Below are 17,934 nucleotides of genomic sequence, written 5' to 3'. Positions count from 1 at the left end.
CCTCAATGAGCTGACAAAAACGCCAGTACTCGGTCGCTGAATGCAGCGCCGGCCTGGACGTTGGACAGGTGCGCGGCGTAGAACTCGGCGTACTCGGCACCTTGCACATGTTCCTGAATGAAATGCCCGCCGGACGGTGGCGTCACAGCATCTTCAGTGCCGGCGATCACCAGCAGCGGCACCTTGATCGACGACAACTGATCGCGGAAATCGGCATCACGTACCGCCGCGCAATTGGCCGCGTAACCTTCAGGCGAAGTCGCCGCGAGCATGTCGGTAATCCGCTTGACCGCTGCCGGATTGGCCTCGGCAAAATCCGCAGTGAACCAGCGCGCAATCGACGCATCACGCAGGGCAACCATCGCCGCCGAGCCGTCACGCAGCACGGTTTCGATCCGTGGATTCCACACCGACGGATCGCCGATTTTCGCTGCAGTGTTGCACACGATCAGTTTGTTCAATCGCTGACTGGCATTGATCCCCAGCCATTGGCCGATCAACCCGCCCATGGACAAACCACAGAAATGCGCGCGTTCGATGTGCAGCGCATCCAGCAGTGCCAGCACGTCGCGGCCCAGTTGCTCGATGCTGTACGGCCCCGGCGTCACCAACGATTGGCCGTGACCACGGGTATCGAAACGCAGCACGCGAAAATGCTCGGTGAATGCAGGAATTTGCGCGTCCCACATGTGCAGGTCGGTGCCCAGTGAGTTGGACAGCACCAACACCGGCGCATCCGCCGGTCCATCGAGTTGCGGCCCTTGAATTTGGTAGTGCAGTTCGCCCTCGGCGAGTTGTACGAATGCCACGGCAGTCTCCTTCAAGCTATCAACGCAAAATGTTCAGCCACCGCTCGCTCGACCCAGGCATGGGCCTGACCGAGGTAATGGGCGGGGTCCAGCAGACGATCGAGTTCAGCGTCCGACAGCTCGGCAGTCACCTGCGGCTCGTCACCGAGCACCGCGCGCAAATGACGTTGCTCGGCCACTGCGCGCTTGCAGCACTGCTCCAACAGATGGTGCGCGGTGTCGCGACCGACCCGTTGTGCCAGCACGATGCTCACGGCTTCGGCCAGTACCAGGCCCTGGGTCAGGTCGAGGTTGCGTGTCATGCGGTCGGCCTCCACTTCCAGTCCGTCGGCCACCAACAGCGCTTGCTGCAAGCTGCCTGACACCAAACAGCAGATCTCCGGCAGGGTTTCCCATTCGGCATGCCACAAGCCCAGGCTGCGTTCGTGCTCCTGCGGCATCGCGCTAAACAAGGTCGAGAGCAAGCCCGGCACCCGCGTCGCCGCACCGATCAGCACCGCTGCGCCCACCGGGTTGCGTTTGTGCGGCATGGTCGAAGAACCGCCCTTGCCCGGCGCCGACGGTTCAAACACTTCGCCGGCCTCGGTCTGCATCAACAGGCTGATGTCGCGACCGAGTTTGCCGAGGCTGCCGGCGATCAGTCCGAGCACCGCGCCAAACTCCACCAGACGATCGCGCTGGGTGTGCCAGGGTTGTTCCGGCAAGGTCAGTTGCAGTTCTGCGGCCAAGGCTTCGGCAATCGGCATCGCCTGCTCGCCAAGGGCCGCGAGGGTGCCGGAGGCACCACCGAATTGCAGCACCAACAGGCGCGGTTTGAGTTCCAGCAGACGCTGACGGCTACGCGTCACCGCCCCCAGCCAACCGGCGATTTTCATGCCGAGGGTGACCGGCGTCGCATGTTGCAGCCAGGTGCGCCCGGCCAGCGGCGTGGCAACGTAACGCCAGGCCTGGGTCGCGAGGGTTTCCCCCAGTTGCGCCAGATCAGCTTCGATCAATTCCAGTGCGCGGCGCAGTTGCAGCACCAGGCCGGTGTCCATTACATCCTGGCTGGTCGCGCCCAGATGCACGTAACGCTCGGCTTCGGCATCGTTCTTGGCGATCTGCTTGCCCAACGCCTTGACCAGTGGAATCGCCGAATTCCCCGCCGTGGCAATGGCCTCACCCAGCGCGGCGAAGTCGTAATGCTCGGCCCGACATGCCGCTTCGATAGACGCGACAGCCGTCTGCGGAATCAGCCCAACCCGCGCCTCGGCCCGGGCCAGTGCTGCTTCGAAATCAAGCATGGCCTGAACCCGGCCCTGATCGCAGAACACCTCACGCATGTCGCGTGCCGTGAAGTAGGCATCGAACAATTGATTGCCCGGTCGCTGGTTCATAAACAGTCCTTGCAGGCGTGGGGCCGGTCAGGCCAACGCGTAGAAATCAAAGGTCGTTGTGCAGGCGCCAAAAGATCGCAGGCGACGCCAGCGCCTACAGGAACCATACCCCTTCCCGGTAGGAACTGCCGAAAGCTGCGATCTTTTGATCTTGATTTCAATAATCGAAGAACACCGTCTCGGCATCCGTACCCTGCAGAACCACATTCCACTGATAAACACCCGCAGCATCCCGCTTCGCCAGCAAGGTGTTGCGGCGTTCGGCTGGCACGCACTCCAGCAACGGGTCCGCCACGTTGGCCGGTTCACCATCGAAATAGATCCGCGTCAGCAAGTGCTTCACCAACCCGCGAGCAAACACCAATACCACCAAATGTGGCGCCTGGGTCGTTCCCTTCAAGCCTTCCACGGTTCCCGGTTTGATCGTTGTAAAGCGGAAGCGCCCTTCTGCATCCACCGGCACCCGGCCAAACCCTTCGAAATTCGGGTCCAGGGGTTTGTCCTGATCGTCTTCGGGATGGTCGTACTTGCCGGCGGCGTTGGCCTGCCAGACTTCGAGCATGGCGTCGTTGACGAAGTCGCCATTGCCATCGACGACTTGCCCGGTGATTGCCACGCGCTCGCCGAGGGTTTGTGCAACGGTCAGGTCTTCACGGTTCAGCCAGGTCAGGCCGATGTGGTAATACGGCCCGACGGTGTGGGACGTGGTCGCGTTCAGCGTCATCTTATTTCTCCATCGGCGTGGCTTCGCGGCCGCGCAAGACGATGTCCCAACGATAACCGAGGGCGTAGGAAGGGATGGTTTTTTCCAGGTCGAAACGGGCGATCAGGCGCTCTTTGGCGCTGGTATCGGGCACGCAGTTGTAGATCGGATCGTAGGCCAGCAACGGATCGCCCGGGAAATACATCTGGGTCACCAGACGCGTGAGAATACTCGGCCCGAACAGTGAGAAATGGATGTGCGCCGGACGCCATGCGTTGTGATGGTTGCCCCACGGATAGGCGCCAGGCTTGATGGTCTGGAACTGATACCAACCATCGGCGTCGGTCACGGTGCGGCCGGTGCCGGTGAAGTTCGGGTCCAGCGGTGCGTCGTGCAGGTCGCGCGCATGGTTGTAGCGACCGGCGGCGTTAGCCTGCCAGATCTCCACCAGAATGCCTGGCACCGGCAGACCGTTTTCATCCAGCACGCGGCCGTGAATTATGATGCGCTCGCCGAGCGGCTCGCCCTCGTGCTGCGCGGTCAGGTCGTTATCCTGCTCCTGGATGCGCTCGGCGCCGATGGTCGGCCCGGTGATTTCCGACAGCGAATGAGGCAAAAACACCAACGGCTTGGACGGCGAGCGAAGGTTGGTGGATTGATAAGGAGGGTGCAGGTATTCCGGCTGAGTGCCCGCCTGCGGGCGACGGTAACCAGGCTTGTCAGTCATTACGCTTTCCTCAGTTCTTATTAGTCGACGCTTTATTCACAGCCAAGCGTGTCAGACCCGTTCGATCGCCAACGCCAGACCCTGGCCGACACCGACGCACATGGTCGCCAGACCTTTCTTGCCACCGGTTTTTTCCAGCTGATGCAGCGCGGTCAGTACCAGTCGCGCACCGCTCATGCCCAGCGGATGGCCCAAGGCAATGGCGCCACCGTTCGGGTTGACCTGGGCCGAGTCGTCAGCCAGCCCCAACTCACGCAGCACGGCCAAGCCTTGGCTGGCGAAGGCTTCGTTGAGTTCGATCACGTCGAAATCGCTAACCGCCAGGCCCAGGCGCTCAGTCAATTTACGCACCGCCGGCACCGGGCCGATGCCCATCACCCGCGGTGCAACACCGGCGCTGGACATGCCGAGTACTTTGGCGCGGGCGGTCAGGCCGTGCTTTTTAACGGCTTCGGCCGAGGCCAGAATCAACGCCGCCGCACCGTCGTTCACACCGGAGGCATTGCCGGCGGTGACGGTTTTGTCCGGGCCATTGACCGGTTTGAGTTTGGCCAGGGTTTCCAAAGTCGTGTCAGCACGTGGATGCTCATCCTGCGTGACCACGCTTTCACCCTTCTTGTGGGCAATGCGCACTTCGACGATTTCTTCGGCGAAAAATCCGGCGGCTTGCGCGGCGGCCGTGCGTTGCTGACTGCGCAGGGCGAACGCATCCTGATCGGCGCGGGAAATCCGGTAATCGTCGGCCACGTTATCGGCGGTCTGCGGCATCGCATCCACGCCGTATTGGGCCTTCATCAACGGGTTGATGAAACGCCAGCCGATGGTGGTGTCTTCCAGCTTCATGTTGCGCGAGAACGCCGCATCGGCCTTGCCCATCACGAACGGTGCGCGGGACATCGACTCGACGCCGCCGGCAATCGCCAACTCCATCTCGCCACTGGCGATGGCCCGAAACGCCGTACCGATCGCATCCATGCCCGAAGCGCACAGGCGATTGAGGGTGACCCCGGGAATGGTTTCCGGCAGGCCCGCCAACAACAACGCCATGCGTGCTACGTTACGGTTGTCTTCGCCGGCCTGGTTGGCGCAACCGAGGAACACCTCGTCCACCGCGCTCCAGTCCACCGAGGGGTTGCGCGCCATCAGCGCCTTGATCGGCACGGCGGCCAGATCATCGGCGCGAACCGCCGACAGGCCGCCGCCGAAACGGCCGATGGGAGTGCGAATGGCGTCGCAGATATAAACGTCACGCATCAGGCTTCTCCAGGTGCTTGGCCATGGGCGGCAGCGGTGCGAGCTTCCAGATCGCGCAGCGCGGTCAACTCGAGCTTGGTGGGCTCGGCGGTGTTTTCCACCTGATCGGCAAAACGAATCGCCCAGCCGGTGGCGGCAATCACTTGCTCGCGGGTCACTCCCGGGTGCAGCGCGGTGACCACGAATTCATGAGTATCCGCTTCGGGTTCCATGATGCACAGGTCGGTAATGATGCCGACAGGACCGGCACCCGGCAGGCCGAGACGCTTGCGCGAATCACCGCCCTCGCCATGGCCGACCGAGGTGATGAAGTCGAGTTTGTCGACAAAGGAGCGCGCCGACTGCTTGAGGATAATCAGTACGCTTTTGGCGGAACCGGCGATCTCCGGCGCGCCACCGGCACCTGGCAGGCGAACTTTCGGCGCGTGGTAGTCGCCAACGACGGTGGTGTTGATGTTGCCGAAACGGTCGACTTGCGCGGCGCCGAGGAAACCGACGTCGATGCGCCCGCCCTGCAACCAGTAGCGAAAAATCTCACCGGTCGGGACGACAGTGTCGGCGGTTTCCGCCAGTTCTCCATCACCGATCGACAATGGCAGTACGCTCGGCTTGGCACCGATCGGACCCGATTCATAGATCAGGACTACGTCTGGCGAGGAAGTCAGACGTGCCAGGTTGGCGGCTTTCGACGGCAGACCGATGCCGACGAAGCACACGGAACCGTTTTTCAGACGGCGGGCGGCGGCGACGGTCATCATTTCATTGGTGGTGTAAGTCATTACTTGGCCTCCGAAGCAGCGGCCAGCTTGGCCTGGAACTCACTGAAGTCAGCGCAACCGTGGATGTACTCGTTGATCCACGCGGTGAAGGTTTCACGGTCGCGGGCAATCGGGTCCCAGGCTTGATAGAAGCGGTTGTCGCGTTCGGTGTAACCGTGGGCGTAGGACGGATGCGCCCCCCCCGGTACATGGCAGACCGCGCTCAAGGCCCAGGTCGGCAGCACGCAAGCGTTCATCGGTGCGTTGAGGTCGTCGACGATTTCTTCAACAGTGACGATGCAGCGCTTGGCGGCCAGCGCCGCTTCTTTCTGCACGCCGAGAATGCCCCAGAGCAGCACGTTGCCTTTGCGATCGGCTTTCTGCGCGTGAATCACGGTGATGTCCGGGCGCACCGACGGCACCGCCGCCAGCACTTCGCCGGTGAACGGGCACGTGACGGTTTTGATCAGCGGGTTGACCTTCGGCAGGTCGGAGCCGGCGTAGGCACGCAGCACCGCGAACGGTAAGCCCGAAGCGCCCGCGACGTAGGCATTGGCCAGGTCGGCGTGACTGTGCTCTTCGATTTCCAGCGCATGCGGCCACTGCCTTTCGACCGCGTCACGCAGACGGTGCAGCGAGCCCACACCTGGGTTACCGCCCCAGGAAAAAATTAGCTTGCGAGCACAACCGGCACCGATCAATTGGTCGTAGATCAAGTCGGGCGTCATCCGCACCAGGGTCAGATCTTTCTTGCCCTGGCGGATGATTTCGTGACCCGCCGCCGTAGGAATCAGGTGAGTAAAGCCTTCGAGCGCGACGGTATCGCCGTCGTTGACGAACTGCTTTACCGCGTCATGCAGCGAAAGGATTTCAGCCATGGGGCAGGCTCCCGTTTTGTTATGAACCGACAGTGGTAGAAAAAGGCGCGAGGTTCGGCGCCGGAATGACTGAAGGTTAAGCCCCTGAAAAACGCTAAACAATCCGATAATCGACTGAGTGTTCGTTTATCGAACAGATTGTTGTCTCACTACCGATCTCCTGCGCCGATCGTTCCCACGCTCCGCGTGGGAATGCAGCCCGGGACGCTCCGCGTCCCAGAAGCGGACGCAGAGCGTCCGTTGAAGCATTCCCACGCAGAGCGTGGGAACGATCAAACTTGCCCTCAGGTCGCATCCGCATGGCTGACCATGCCCTTGATCACCACCGCCGTGGTCGCCAACGCGGCCGGAATCACCAGCGCCGTCAGCACCTGTTCGAAGTTCCAGCCCAGGCCCAGCAACGTTGCGCCCATCCATGCACCGAGGATCGCGCCGAAGCGGCCAATCCCGAGCATCCACGACACACCGGTCGCCCGCCCTTGAGTCGGGTAAAACCGCGCCGCCAGCGACGGCATCGCCGATTGCGCGCCGTTGACACACATCCCGGCCACCAGCACCAGGGTCGCCAGCAATGTGATGCTGCCCAGGCTCTGTCCTACCGCGTAGGCAAACACCCCGGCGAATAAGTAGAAAATGCCGATGACCTTGTGCGGATTGAACCGGTCCATCGCCCAGCCCACACCCACTGCGCTCAACACCCCACCGAACTGGAACAGCGCACCAATGAACGCCGCCTGCTCCATGCTCGCGCCGCTGTCACGCATCAGAGTCGGCAACCAACTGGTCAGCAGGTAAACGATCACCAGGCCCATGAAGTACGTCAGCCACAGCAACAACGTGCCGGTGCTGTAGGTGCCGGAGAAGATCACCGCAAACACATTGCGCGCCTTCACGGTTTTCTGTTCCGGCACGCTGAAGCTAGAAGCCTGAGCCACCATCGCCGGGTCGATCGGCGCCAGGGTCTTGCGCACTTTGTCCGTGCCGCGATTGCGCACCACCAGGTAACGCGCCGATTCCGGCAACCAGAACAGCAAGACGACGGCGAGGATCAACGGCAGAACCCCGCCGATCATCAACAGACTGTGCCAGCCGAAGGCCGGAATCAGTTTGGCCGAGATGAACCCGCCTCCGGCCATGCCGAGGTTGAAGCCGCAGAACATGCTGGTCACCAGCAGGGATTTTTTGCGCTCCGGGGTGTATTCGGACAGCAGCGTGGTGGCGTTCGGCATGCCGGCGCCCAGGCCCAGGCCGGTGAGGAATCGCAGTACCAGCAGTTGGTCAACATTGGTGCTATAGGCCGACGCCAGGCTGAAAGCGCCGAACACCAACACCGCGCCCACCAGTACGACTTTTCGCCCGAAGCGGTCAGCCAATGGGCCGGAACCCAAAGCGCCGAAGACCATCCCGATCAACGCCGCACTCATCACCGGGCCGAGACTGGCGCGATCGATGCCCCAGTCCTGGGACAGTGCCGGCGCGATAAAACCCATGGCCGCGGTGTCGAGGCCATCGAGGAAAACAATCAGGAAACATAGAATCACCACCCGCCATTGGTAGCGCGAAATGGGTTGAGTGTTGATGAAGGACTGCACGTCGAGGCAGTTTCCTACAGCAGACTGAGGCTGGTTCATTATTTTTATTCCACGCAAAAACGCAGTCGAACAGGTGCCAGCCGGGGCTGACGCTATGACAAGAAAGGAGGTCGGGATCAGGCAATCCGGTTTCGGCAGCTAAACCGATGGGAACAGCGACAGTCGGGAAACGTGCGCATGACGATGCCTCTTCTCATTATTATTGGGGCGTGATCCGACGACTGACTGAAGACCTGTAGTGCCGGATGACGCTGCCGCGACATTAATGATCCGAGGGAAAGAGCGTCAATTCGATAAACGCGACTCTGTGCGTTTATCGAACAGCTTAGGCAAAGAGCTGCGCGCTCAGGTCGCGACTGGCACTTAGCAGGCCGGGCAAGAAACGTTGTTCCAGCTCGTTGCGACTGACCCGGCCGGCGTGGGTGCTGACGTTTAAGGCCGCCACCACTTGGCCAGAAGCGTCGTACACCGGCACGGCAATTGAGCGCAGGCCCTGCTCCAATTCCTGATCAACGATGCACCAGCCTTGCTGCCGTACCTCTTGCAGGCATTCGAGCAACGCCTCGGGGGTATGCAACGTGCGACTGGTCTTGGCTTGCAGCTCTGCATGGTCGAGGTATTCGCGCAGTGACGTGTCGTCCAGCGCGGCGAGAAGAATCCTGCCCATGGACGTGCAATAGGCCGGCAATCGCCCGCCCACCGAAAGGTCGACGGAAATCAGCCGCTGGGTGGTCGCCGAGCGCGCGATGTACAAAATGTCATCGCCCTCCAGCGTGGCCATGTTGCAGGCCTCATGCAGTTGCTCGCTCATGCGGTCCAGATACGGCTGGGCAGAAACTGCCAATGGCGTCGACGACAAATAGGCATGGCCCAGGGTCAATACTTTGGGCAACAGCGAATAGGTGCGTCCGTCGGTGGTGGCGTAGCCGAGCTTGATCAGGGTATGTAGGCAACGTCGCACAGCAGCGCGGGGAATTTCCGTGCGATGGCTGATCTGCGCAATGGTCAGGTGCCGCTTGCGCTCCTGGAACGCTTGCACCACCGCCAAGCCACGGGCCAGGGAGGTCATGAAATCCGGGTCACCGGTCAGCGCCTGGATTCGCTTGGCGGGCGAGGCAACGATCGGCGGTGCCACTGAAGCGAAGGAATTGCGCATTTGATCGTTCATATCGGTTGTTTCCCACACGGATCAGCGACTATTACAAGCGGCTCCCGGTCTGATACACAAGCCATCGGCCACCAAGATTGGGCGATTATCGAACCATGGGCCGATAATCGCAATCAGTGGTTGCTTATAGTGAGCCCTACTGCTTTCATCCCCCTGCAATATGTTTGTTATTTTCGGTCACGTTTTAAAGAAGCTCCGGTTTACTAATTCATTCGGCTTAATGGCGCCAGAAAGTCACCGCTGTAACTGGCATCACGGCACCGTAGTTACCGGTAAAAGTTTGCGAGTAACAAAACAATCACACACGAGGAACTACTTTTAACTCTCAAGAGATAGTGTTCTTCGGATCGACCGCTATAATGCATCTCAGTGGCGACCGGTTTTTTACGTGCCGATTTCGCCAACCGGCAGCGCAATATCCATTGCCGCTGTCCGCAGCAAGCGCCTGACGCTCATTTCATATGCTCCGCCAACGCGCTCGCTGAAACAGGAGACTGATGCTACGTCAGCTGTTTTTCTCTGGTGCCGTGGCCGCCTGCAACAAGGACGAATTGATTGCTCCGAGGGAACGATGCCGTGCCAGGCATTGTCCCTTCAACGAGCGTGGTCAATAAATCGATGCAGCGCGTTTCACCAGAATTAATCTCAACTCAATCAGGTAGCACTGTGACGAAAGACGAACTGCGCGCGGAACTTGAGCGCCAGGAACAACGTTACAAGGAAGTTTACGGCGGGGAAGTCACCACCTACGCCGCTCAGCCCGAACCCGAACGCAAACCCTGGCGTAAACGCGCCACCGTTCAGGACCAGGCCTTCTCCCAGGAATTGCAGAAGATGGAAAAGGAACTCAAAGCCGAAGAGCCATGACTGCCTCGGTTTGAATTCTTTCAAGAGCCTGCATCTACACCTGCTAAAAGCGGGTTGTATCGATGATGCTTTTCGCGCCCGCTACAAGCGGGCGACGGTCCCCTCATCCCCTGGATGAGGTAAATGGCTCCTGTCCGACCCTCTTCTCAGATATTTCATACACGCATTCAAGCCTCTCGCCCTGCCGGGAGAAACCCTTGTGGCTACAGCCTTTGCAAGTGAATTCAATGACTTGTAAAACCCTGAAAAAACCTGGGGCCAAGGGGATTGCCACAAATTAATTCGTTGAAGAATGTAACCGATGAGCAGCTAGTGCATCGATTACCCATCTTTTCTGGCATAATCGCGCCCCCTTACGACCGGGTCAGAAAACCTTCATGATCGATTTATTCAGCGGACTGGATGCTTGGGTGCTTGTGAGCCTCTTGCTCGCCCTGGCCTTTGTCCTCGCCTTCGAGTTCATCAACGGCTTTCATGACACCGCAAACGCGGTGGCCACTGTTATCTACACCAAAGCCATGCCGCCTCATCTGGCGGTGTTCTTTTCCGGTGTGTTCAACTTCCTCGGCGTGCTGCTGGGCGGTGTGGGCGTGGCGTATGCCATCGTCCATTTGCTGCCGGTAGAACTGCTGATCAATGTGAACACCGGTCACGGACTGGCCATGGTGTTCTCGTTGCTCGCCGCGGCCATCACCTGGAACCTGGGCACCTGGTACTTCGGTATCCCTGCCTCCAGCTCTCATACGTTGATCGGTTCGATCCTCGGTGTCGGCCTGGCCAACGCCCTGATCAACGATATTCCGTTGGCCGATGGCGTGAACTGGCAGAAGGCGATCGATATCGGTGCGTCCCTGGTGTTCTCGCCGATGGCTGGTTTCCTGATCGCTGCCCTGGTGCTGATCAGCCTTAAATGGTGGCGTCCGCTGTCCAAGATGCACAAGACACCGGAACAGCGCCGCAAGATCGACGACAAGAAACACCCGCCATTCTGGAACCGTCTGGTGCTGGTGATTTCGGCGATGGCTGTCAGCTTCGTACACGGCTCGAACGATGGCCAGAAAGGTATCGGCCTGATCATGCTGGTGCTGATCGGCATCGTGCCGGCGCAGTTCGTTCTCGACCTGAACAGCACCACCTACCAGATCGAACGTACTCGCGATGCGACCCTGCACCTGAGCCAGTTCTACGAGCGCAACCGCGAATCCCTGGGTGAGTTCCTGGCACTGGGCAAAAGCGTGAAAGGCGATCTGCCGGAGAAATTCCGTTGCAACCCGCAACAGACCGAACCGACCATTTCAGCGCTGCTGGGCACCCTTAAAGGTGTAGCCGACTACCATTCGTTGCCGTCGGAAAGCCGCATCGAAGTACGTCGCTATCTGCTCTGCCTGGACGACACCGCGAAGAAAGTCGCCAAGCTGCCAGGCCTCGCTGCCCGTGAAAAGGCTGACCTGGACAAACTGCGCAAGGACCTGACCACCACCACCGAATATGCCCCGTTCTGGGTGATTCTGGCGGTCGCACTGGCCCTCGGCCTGGGTACCATGGTCGGTTGGAAACGCGTGGTCCTGACCATCGGCGAGAAAATCGGCAAGCAAGGCATGACCTATGCCCAGGGCATGTCGGCGCAGATCACCACCGCGTGCATGATCGGCGCGGCGAACATCTTCAGCCTGCCGGTTTCCACCACCCACGTCCTGTCTTCAGGCGTGGCCGGTACGATGGTCGCGAACAAAAGCGGCCTGCAAGGCGGCACCGTCAGAACCATCCTGCTGGCCTGGGTCCTGACCCTTCCCGCCACCGTGGCCCTGTCGGCCGGCCTGTTCTGGCTGGCATCGAAGGCACTGGGTAGCTGATACATAGCGGCACAAAAAAGGCGCGTTCCGTGAGGTTCGCGCCTTTTTTATTGCTGCAATCTTCCCAAAAAACACCACAAATCAAATGTGGGAGCGGGCTTGCTCGCGAAAGCGGTGTGTCATTCAACATTGATGTTGGCTGACCTGACGCCTTCGCGAGCAAGCCCGCTCCCACAGTAGTTCTATGTACATCCGACAGTTTTTTGCAGGCAAAAAAAAGGGCGACCGAAGTCGCCCAAAATGCCTTGCGTGCTCATTACTCCAGAAAGACCCTACGGTTTTTTCCGCTTATGCGAATCCTTCCAGATAAAAAATCCAAACCCTGCAAAAAACAGAACCATGAGGCCGACTGTCAGCACTCCGGCGATCACCACGTTGTCGAAAAACATGACTGGCCTCCTGCACTTGCCTTGTTGCGATGGGGCTAAGTTAACCAATCGGGCAGGAGAGAAAATTGACCGGGATCAATGCCGCCCGAGACGGGCGTAAAAGGAAGGGAAATAACTGACCTGCATCAACCGATGCAGGGTGTTTCAACGCTTTTTCGGTTTGTTCTTCGGCTTTTTCTTCGCTTTGCCCAACGGCATCGCCTGCTCGAACGCCTGGCGTACTTCGTTCAGGCGCTTTTCATTAAGGTCATGAACCCGCTTGGCGCGTTCGGCGTTGAGGTCGATCAGCTTGTCATCTTGGCTCATGGCGTTCAGTGCATCGCTTGGAAATGAATTCAACTGCCGGTAAAGGCGACAGGATTACGCCAATAATGCGGTCTGGCGCGGGCGCTGACCAGTGATCCGACACTTCAGATTTCGATATCGACCCACAACCCCTGACGTGGCTGATCCTCCATCAACGGCACCACCGGTACGGTGTTGTCGGCATTGAGCTCATTACCGGGAATCGCCAGGTGCTCTTCAGGATCCTCATCGGCCTCACGACGACGGCGCTCGCGCTCCTGTTGCCGACGCTGTTCCTCGCGCAGTTGCAGGCCCGCCTCTTCCGGATCGCGTTTTTGCAGGTCGATGGTGCTTTCGTTGGAGCTTTCCTGCACCGGCACCACGGGCGCAATATCCGGGCGCTGGCGAATCGGATCCTGCTGTGAAGTGATTGGTACGGCGCTCAAGGGGAGCATCGGTGGCAACATATTAATTAGTCTCCTGTCAGCAGGCTGTCGGCTGCGGGGGTGACGACTTGAGCCATCGGTCGCAAACTTGTGCCCCCCCTGGCACCGTAGGAGCTGGCGCAGCCTGCGATCTTTTGATCTTCAGCGCCTGAAAAGTTCGCATCCTCCATCGGTGCGCGCATGTAATCCTTTGGTCCTGAAGGCTCATTCCGTTAAGATAGCCCGCTTTTTCAAGGTGGGAGTCAGGCAGCATGGCGCAGCAGTATCAACCGGGGCAACGCTGGATCAGTGACAGCGAAGCCGAGCTGGGTTTGGGCACCGTTCTGGCACAGGACGGCCGCTTGTTGACCGTGCTCTATCCGGCCACTGGCGACACTCGCCAGTACGCGCTAAGGAATGCGCCCCTCACCCGCGTGCGGTTTTCGCCGGGTGACAGCATCACTCACTTCGAAGGCTGGAAACTGACCGTCCAGGAAGTCGACGATGTCGATGGCCTGCTGGTCTACCACGGCCTCAACGCGCAGAACGAAGTGGTCACCCTGCCGGAAACCCAACTGTCGAACTTCATTCAATTCCGTCTGGCCAGCGACCGCCTGTTCGCCGGCCAGATCGATCCGCTGGCCTGGTTCTCCCTGCGTTATCACACCCTGGAACACACCAGCCGCCAGTTGCAATCCTCCCTTTGGGGTTTGGGCGGCGTGCGTGCGCAACCGATCGCGCACCAGTTGCACATTGCCCGTGAAGTCGCAGACCGCATCGCGCCGCGGGTTCTGCTGGCAGACGAAGTGGGCCTGGGCAAGACCATCGAAGCCGGTCTGGTAATCCATCGCCAACTGCTTTCGGGCCGCGCCAGTCGCGTATTGATCCTGGTGCCGGAAAACCTCCAGCACCAATGGCTGGTGGAGATGCGCCGCCGCTTCAACCTGCAAGTCGCGCTGTTCGACGAAGAACGCTTTATCGAAAGCGATGCCGCCAACCCGTTCGAAGACACCCAGCTCGCACTGGTTGCACTCGAATGGCTGGTGGATGACGAGAAAGCCCAGGACGCGCTGTTCGCGGCCGGCTGGGATTTGCTGGTGGTCGACGAAGCGCACCACCTGGTGTGGCACGAAGATCAGGTCAGCCCTCAGTATTCGCTGGTGGAGCAACTCGCCGAAGTCATTCCCGGCGTCTTGCTGCTGACCGCGACTCCGGAACAACTGGGTCAGGACAGTCACTTCGCGCGTCTGCGCCTGCTCGACCCGAACCGTTTCCATGACCTGCACGCCTTCCGCGCCGAGAGCGAAAACTATCGCCCGGTGGCCGAAGCCGTTCAGGAGCTGCTGGACAAAGGGCGTCTGTCGCCTGAAGCGCACAAGACCATTCACGGTTTCCTCGGCAACGAAGGCGAAGCCCTGCTGACTGCCGTCAATGATGGCGACACCGAAGCCAGCGCCCGTCTGGTCCGCGAACTGCTGGACCGACATGGCACCGGCCGCGTGCTGTTCCGTAACACCCGCGCCGCCGTGCAGGGTTTCCCGGAGCGCAAACTGCACCCGTACCCGCTGCCGTGCCCGGCTGAATACCTCGAACTGCCATTGGGCGATCACGCCGAGCTGTACCCGGAAGTCAGCTTCCAGGCCCAGCCGGACGCCAACGAAGAAGAGCGCTGGTGGAAATTCGACCCGCGTGTCGAGTGGCTGATCGACACCCTGAAAATGCTCAAGCGCACCAAAGTGCTGGTGATCTGCGCCCACGCCGAAACCGCCATGGACCTGGAAGACGCCCTGCGCGTGCGTTCCGGTATTCCGGCCACGGTCTTCCACGAAGGCATGAACATCCTCGAGCGCGACCGCGCCGCCGCCTACTTCGCCGACGAAGAATTTGGTGCTCAGGTGCTGATCTGCTCGGAAATCGGCAGTGAAGGTCGCAACTTCCAGTTCTCGCACCATCTGGTGCTGTTCGACCTGCCGTCGCACCCGGACCTGCTGGAGCAGCGTATCGGTCGTCTCGACCGGATCGGTCAGAAGCACATCATCGAGCTGCACGTGCCGTACCTGGAAACCAGCCCGCAAGAGCGGCTGTACCAGTGGTATCACGAAGCGCTGAACGCGTTCCTCAACACCTGCCCGACCGGCAACGCCTTGCAGCATCAGTTCGGCCCGCGCCTGCTGCCGCTGCTGGAAAACGCCGACGATAGCGAGTGGCAGGCGCTGATCGACGAAGCCCGCACCGAGCGCGAGCGTCTGGAAGCCGAACTGCACACAGGTCGCGACCGTTTGCTGGAACTCAATTCCGGCGGTGCTGGCGAAGGTGATGCGCTGGTCGAGGACATCCTCGAACAAGACGATCAGTTCGCCCTGCCGATCTACATGGAAACCCTGTTCGACGCCTTCGGCATCGACAGCGAAGACCATTCGGAAAACGCGCTGATCCTCAAGCCAAGCGAAAAAATGCTCGACGCGAGCTTCCCGTTGGGCGACGACGAAGGCGTGACCATCACCTACGACCGCAACCAGGCACTGTCTCGCGAAGACATGCAATTCATCACCTGGGAACACCCGATGGTTCAGGGCGGCATGGACCTGGTCCTGTCCGGCTCGATGGGCAACACCGCCGTGGCGCTGATCAAGAACAAGGCGCTGAAACCGGGCACCGTGTTGCTGGAACTGCTCTACGTCAGCGAAGTCGTTGCTCCGCGCTCGCTGCAGCTGGGCCGTTACCTGCCGCCGGCCGCCCTGCGCTGCCTGCTCGATGCCAATGGCAACGACCTGTCGACCCGGGTGTCGTTCGAAACCCTGAACGACCAACTGGAAAGCGTACCCCGCGCCAGCGCCAACAAGTTCATCCAGGCCCAGCGCGACCAGCTGACGCCACGGATCAACGCCGGCGAAGAGAAAATCACCCCGCGTCACGCCGAGCGCGTGGCCGAGGCGCAACGTCGCCTGGCGGCGGATACCGAAGAAGAACTGGCGCGCCTGACCGCGTTGCAAGCGGTCAACCCGACCGTGCGCGACAGCGAACTGGTTGCCCTGCGCAAGCAACGTGAGCAAGGCCTGGCCATGCTCGACAAGGCGGCGCTGCGACTGGAAGCGATTCGGGTGTTGGTGGCGGGTTAAACCACTTCTGCTCCACCACTAAAAAGAAGGCCCGCAGTGATGCGGGCCTTTTTTTGTCTGCTTGATTGTTGTGGTGTTTTTGAGGGCCTCATCGCGGGCAAGCCCGCTCCCACAGGTTATGTGGACGACATAAATCCCTGTGGGAGCGGGCTTGCCCGCGATGGCGATCAGGCAGTCACCGCAGAACCCGCAGGCTCAACCACCGCCACCAACCCCTCTTTCATCCGCTTGGCATCCCTTACAAAACACCGCGATGCCAAAAACAGAAACACCATGGTAAAGAACAGCGCCACCGGGATTAGGTACATCGCGTCATGCAGGCCGACCGCCTTGAACGCTTCAGTCATCTGCTCGGCGCCGGCCGACAACATGGCCGTGTGCGCAAAGTGATCCGACAATCCGCCGACCACCACCGGCCCCAATCCGCCGCCCAGCAAATACAGACCGGCAAAGAACAACGCCATCGCCGTGGCCCGCAAACGCGGTTCGACCACGTCCTGGATCGCCGTGTACACGCAGGTATAGAAGTTGTAGGCAAACAACCAACCCAGGCTGAACACCGCGACAAACACCCCGATCTCGATGCGTCCGGCGTGCAACGCCCAAGCGGTACACACGGTCGAAATGATCAGGCTGAACGCCGCGAACAGCAGCCGCCCATTGGCCACGCGTTGGTGAATCTTGTCGGCGATCCAGCCGCCGAGCGTCAGGCCGAACAGCCCGGTCACCCCGACGATCACCCCGGTCGCCACCGCTGCCTCCTGCAATGGCATCAGGAAATATCGCTGCAGCATCGGCACCAGAAACGAGTTGCAGGCATAAGTCGCGAAGTTGAAACACAGCCCCGCCATCACCAGCCACAGGAAAGTCGGCACCGCCAGCACTCGACGGATCGGCCGGTCCACGCGTTCCTGAGACACTTGCACGCTTTCCGCCGCGCCGCGTTTTGGCTCTTTGATGAAGAACATGAACACCGCCAGGACCAGCCCCGGCACTGCCGCGATAAAGAACGGCGCGCGCCAGCTGTCGAACGCCTTGACCATCCAGCCGATGGTGAAAAACGCCAGCAGTAACCCCAGCGGCAGGCCAAGCATGAAAATACCCATGGCCCGAGCTCGACGATGAGCCGGGAACAAATCGCCGATCAGCGAGTTGGCAGCCGGCGCGTAACTGGCCTCACCGATGCCGATGCCCATGCGCACGATCAGGAAACTCCAGAAACTGCCCACCAGCCCGTTGACCGCAGTCAGCCCGCTCCATGCTGCCAGGCCCCAGCCCATTAACTTGCTGCGCGAACCGGTATCGGCCAATCGCCCAAGGGGCAGGCCGGCAATGGCGTAAACGATGGTGAAAGCGGTGCCGATGATCCCCAGTTGAAAGTCGCTGAGATGCCATTCCATGCGGATCGGCTCGATGATGATCGCCGGGATGGTGCGGTCGAAGAAGTTGAACAGATTGGCCAGGAACAGCAGGAACAGAATGCGCCAGGCATTCGCCGCTTGGGTCGAGTTCTGCATGGGTCCGTCTCTTTATTGTTATGAAGGCGTCGCTGCCCCCGGAAACTGCAATCTAGTCAGGCGCGCGCGGCGTGTCTGTCATCATTCGCCAGCCTGATATCAGCCCATGGCAACCGAACCCTCCCAAACGCCACAATACCTTGTGGGAGCGGGGGGGGGGGGGGGGGGGGGGGGGGGGGGGGGGGGGGGGGGGGGGGGGGGGGGGGGGGGGGGG

16 protein-coding genes are annotated in these 17,934 nt (G+C 60.5%); 3 read left to right on the top strand and 13 right to left on the bottom strand.

From position 1 onward, the window contains the following. Positions 1–2 precede the first annotated feature (2 nt). The 9 genes from pcaD to pcaR all read right to left on the bottom strand — a co-directional run bounded on the left by pcaD (position 3) and on the right by pcaR (position 9,265). A complete protein-coding gene (gene pcaD, locus AC1RQB_RS08550; protein ID WP_063342714.1) occupies positions 3–809 on the bottom strand; it encodes a 3-oxoadipate enol-lactonase in 807 nt (268 codons plus the stop codon). A gap of 11 nt (positions 810–820) precedes the next feature. Next, the gene (locus tag AC1RQB_RS08545) at positions 821–2,185 is read right to left on the bottom strand and encodes a 3-carboxy-cis,cis-muconate cycloisomerase (RefSeq protein WP_063342713.1); all 1,365 of its coding nucleotides are present in this window, start codon (positions 2,183–2,185) and stop codon (positions 821–823) included. A 157-nt stretch (positions 2,186–2,342) separates the two neighbouring features. Then, complete coding sequence (pcaG, locus tag AC1RQB_RS08540) at positions 2,343–2,909, bottom strand: protocatechuate 3,4-dioxygenase subunit alpha (protein ID WP_063342712.1); 567 nt, start codon at positions 2,907–2,909, stop codon at positions 2,343–2,345. Between the two features lies 1 nt (position 2,910). Beyond that, on the bottom strand, positions 2,911–3,615 hold the full coding sequence (gene pcaH / locus AC1RQB_RS08535; protein WP_063342711.1) for a protocatechuate 3,4-dioxygenase subunit beta: 705 nt from the start codon (positions 3,613–3,615) through the stop codon (positions 2,911–2,913). A 51-nt stretch (positions 3,616–3,666) separates the two neighbouring features. Beyond that, on the bottom strand, positions 3,667–4,872 hold the full coding sequence (pcaF, locus tag AC1RQB_RS08530) for a 3-oxoadipyl-CoA thiolase (protein ID WP_198537239.1): 1,206 nt from the start codon (positions 4,870–4,872) through the stop codon (positions 3,667–3,669). Then, the gene (locus tag AC1RQB_RS08525; RefSeq protein WP_063342709.1) at positions 4,869–5,648 is read right to left on the bottom strand and encodes a CoA-transferase subunit beta; all 780 of its coding nucleotides are present in this window, start codon (positions 5,646–5,648) and stop codon (positions 4,869–4,871) included. Before AC1RQB_RS08525 ends, pcaF begins: the two co-directional genes overlap by 4 nt. Then, on the bottom strand, positions 5,648–6,505 hold the full coding sequence (locus AC1RQB_RS08520; RefSeq protein ID WP_007903838.1) for a CoA transferase subunit A: 858 nt from the start codon (positions 6,503–6,505) through the stop codon (positions 5,648–5,650). The genes AC1RQB_RS08525 and AC1RQB_RS08520 overlap by 1 nt, the downstream gene beginning before the upstream one ends. A 284-nt stretch (positions 6,506–6,789) precedes the next feature. Beyond that, on the bottom strand, positions 6,790–8,136 hold the full coding sequence (gene pcaK / locus AC1RQB_RS08515; protein WP_008074567.1) for a 4-hydroxybenzoate transporter PcaK: 1,347 nt from the start codon (positions 8,134–8,136) through the stop codon (positions 6,790–6,792). 286 nt (positions 8,137–8,422) lie between these two features. Further along, complete coding sequence (gene pcaR / locus AC1RQB_RS08510; RefSeq protein ID WP_008074568.1) at positions 8,423–9,265, bottom strand: pca regulon transcriptional regulator PcaR; 843 nt, start codon at positions 9,263–9,265, stop codon at positions 8,423–8,425. Positions 9,266–9,931: 666 nt separating this feature from the next. Here pcaR and AC1RQB_RS08505 point away from each other — a divergent pair. Beyond that, positions 9,932–10,132, top strand: coding sequence for a hypothetical protein (locus AC1RQB_RS08505; RefSeq protein ID WP_007903846.1), 201 nt, complete (start codon positions 9,932–9,934; stop codon positions 10,130–10,132). Positions 10,133–10,509: 377 nt separating this feature from the next. Then, the gene (locus tag AC1RQB_RS08500) at positions 10,510–11,985 is read left to right on the top strand and encodes an inorganic phosphate transporter (protein ID WP_063342708.1); all 1,476 of its coding nucleotides are present in this window, start codon (positions 10,510–10,512) and stop codon (positions 11,983–11,985) included. Positions 11,986–12,257: 272 nt separating this feature from the next. On the opposite strand, the gene ccoM is transcribed toward AC1RQB_RS08500, so the two are convergent. From ccoM to AC1RQB_RS08485, 3 genes are all read right to left on the bottom strand, one after another. Continuing rightward, positions 12,258–12,374, bottom strand: a complete 117-nt coding sequence (gene ccoM, locus AC1RQB_RS08495) for a cytochrome c oxidase subunit CcoM (RefSeq protein WP_007906619.1) — start codon at positions 12,372–12,374, stop codon at positions 12,258–12,260. Between the two features lie 144 nt (positions 12,375–12,518). Continuing rightward, positions 12,519–12,680 (bottom strand): hypothetical protein, encoded by a 162-nt coding sequence (locus tag AC1RQB_RS08490; RefSeq protein WP_008074569.1) that lies wholly within the window; start codon positions 12,678–12,680, stop codon positions 12,519–12,521. A gap of 104 nt (positions 12,681–12,784) precedes the next feature. Continuing rightward, on the bottom strand, positions 12,785–13,126 hold the full coding sequence (locus tag AC1RQB_RS08485; RefSeq protein WP_063342707.1) for a hypothetical protein: 342 nt from the start codon (positions 13,124–13,126) through the stop codon (positions 12,785–12,787). A gap of 230 nt (positions 13,127–13,356) precedes the next feature. Here AC1RQB_RS08485 and rapA point away from each other — a divergent pair, with 230 nt between their 5' ends. Continuing rightward, on the top strand, positions 13,357–16,203 hold the full coding sequence (gene rapA / locus AC1RQB_RS08480) for an RNA polymerase-associated protein RapA (RefSeq protein WP_063342706.1): 2,847 nt from the start codon (positions 13,357–13,359) through the stop codon (positions 16,201–16,203). Between the two features lie 167 nt (positions 16,204–16,370). On the opposite strand, the gene AC1RQB_RS08475 is transcribed toward rapA, so the two are convergent. Beyond that, a complete protein-coding gene (locus tag AC1RQB_RS08475) occupies positions 16,371–17,720 on the bottom strand; it encodes a spinster family MFS transporter (protein WP_063342705.1) in 1,350 nt (449 codons plus the stop codon). Between the last annotated feature and the right edge of the window lie 214 nt (positions 17,721–17,934).

This window comes from Pseudomonas sp. GW822-FHT02E03 (genome assembly GCF_058802325.1).
The sequence above is the reverse complement of the archived record's forward strand: the minus strand, read 5'-3'. Positions and strand labels throughout refer to the sequence as shown.

Excerpts from the sequence above, each read along its gene's own strand:
- pcaK (WP_008074567.1), bottom strand. The coding sequence starts at position 8,136 with ATGAACCAGCCTCAGTCTGCTGTAGGAAACTGCCTCGACGTGCAGTCC.
- AC1RQB_RS08545 (WP_063342713.1), bottom strand. The coding sequence starts at position 2,185 with ATGAACCAGCGACCGGGCAATCAATTGTTCGATGCCTACTTCACGGCA.
- pcaR (WP_008074568.1), bottom strand. The coding sequence starts at position 9,265 with ATGAACGATCAAATGCGCAATTCCTTCGCTTCAGTGGCACCGCCGATC.
- pcaH (WP_063342711.1), bottom strand. The coding sequence starts at position 3,615 with ATGACTGACAAGCCTGGTTACCGTCGCCCGCAGGCGGGCACTCAGCCG.
- AC1RQB_RS08485 (WP_063342707.1), bottom strand. The coding sequence starts at position 13,126 with ATGTTGCCACCGATGCTCCCCTTGAGCGCCGTACCAATCACTTCACAG.
- AC1RQB_RS08500 (WP_063342708.1), top strand. The coding sequence starts at position 10,510 with ATGATCGATTTATTCAGCGGACTGGATGCTTGGGTGCTTGTGAGCCTC.
- ccoM (WP_007906619.1), bottom strand. The coding sequence starts at position 12,374 with ATGTTTTTCGACAACGTGGTGATCGCCGGAGTGCTGACAGTCGGCCTC.
- AC1RQB_RS08490 (WP_008074569.1), bottom strand. The coding sequence starts at position 12,680 with ATGAGCCAAGATGACAAGCTGATCGACCTCAACGCCGAACGCGCCAAG.
- rapA (WP_063342706.1), top strand. The coding sequence starts at position 13,357 with ATGGCGCAGCAGTATCAACCGGGGCAACGCTGGATCAGTGACAGCGAA.
- pcaG (WP_063342712.1), bottom strand. The coding sequence starts at position 2,909 with ATGACGCTGAACGCGACCACGTCCCACACCGTCGGGCCGTATTACCAC.
- AC1RQB_RS08520 (WP_007903838.1), bottom strand. The coding sequence starts at position 6,505 with ATGGCTGAAATCCTTTCGCTGCATGACGCGGTAAAGCAGTTCGTCAAC.
- AC1RQB_RS08525 (WP_063342709.1), bottom strand. The coding sequence starts at position 5,648 with ATGACTTACACCACCAATGAAATGATGACCGTCGCCGCCGCCCGCCGT.
- AC1RQB_RS08475 (WP_063342705.1), bottom strand. The coding sequence starts at position 17,720 with ATGCAGAACTCGACCCAAGCGGCGAATGCCTGGCGCATTCTGTTCCTG.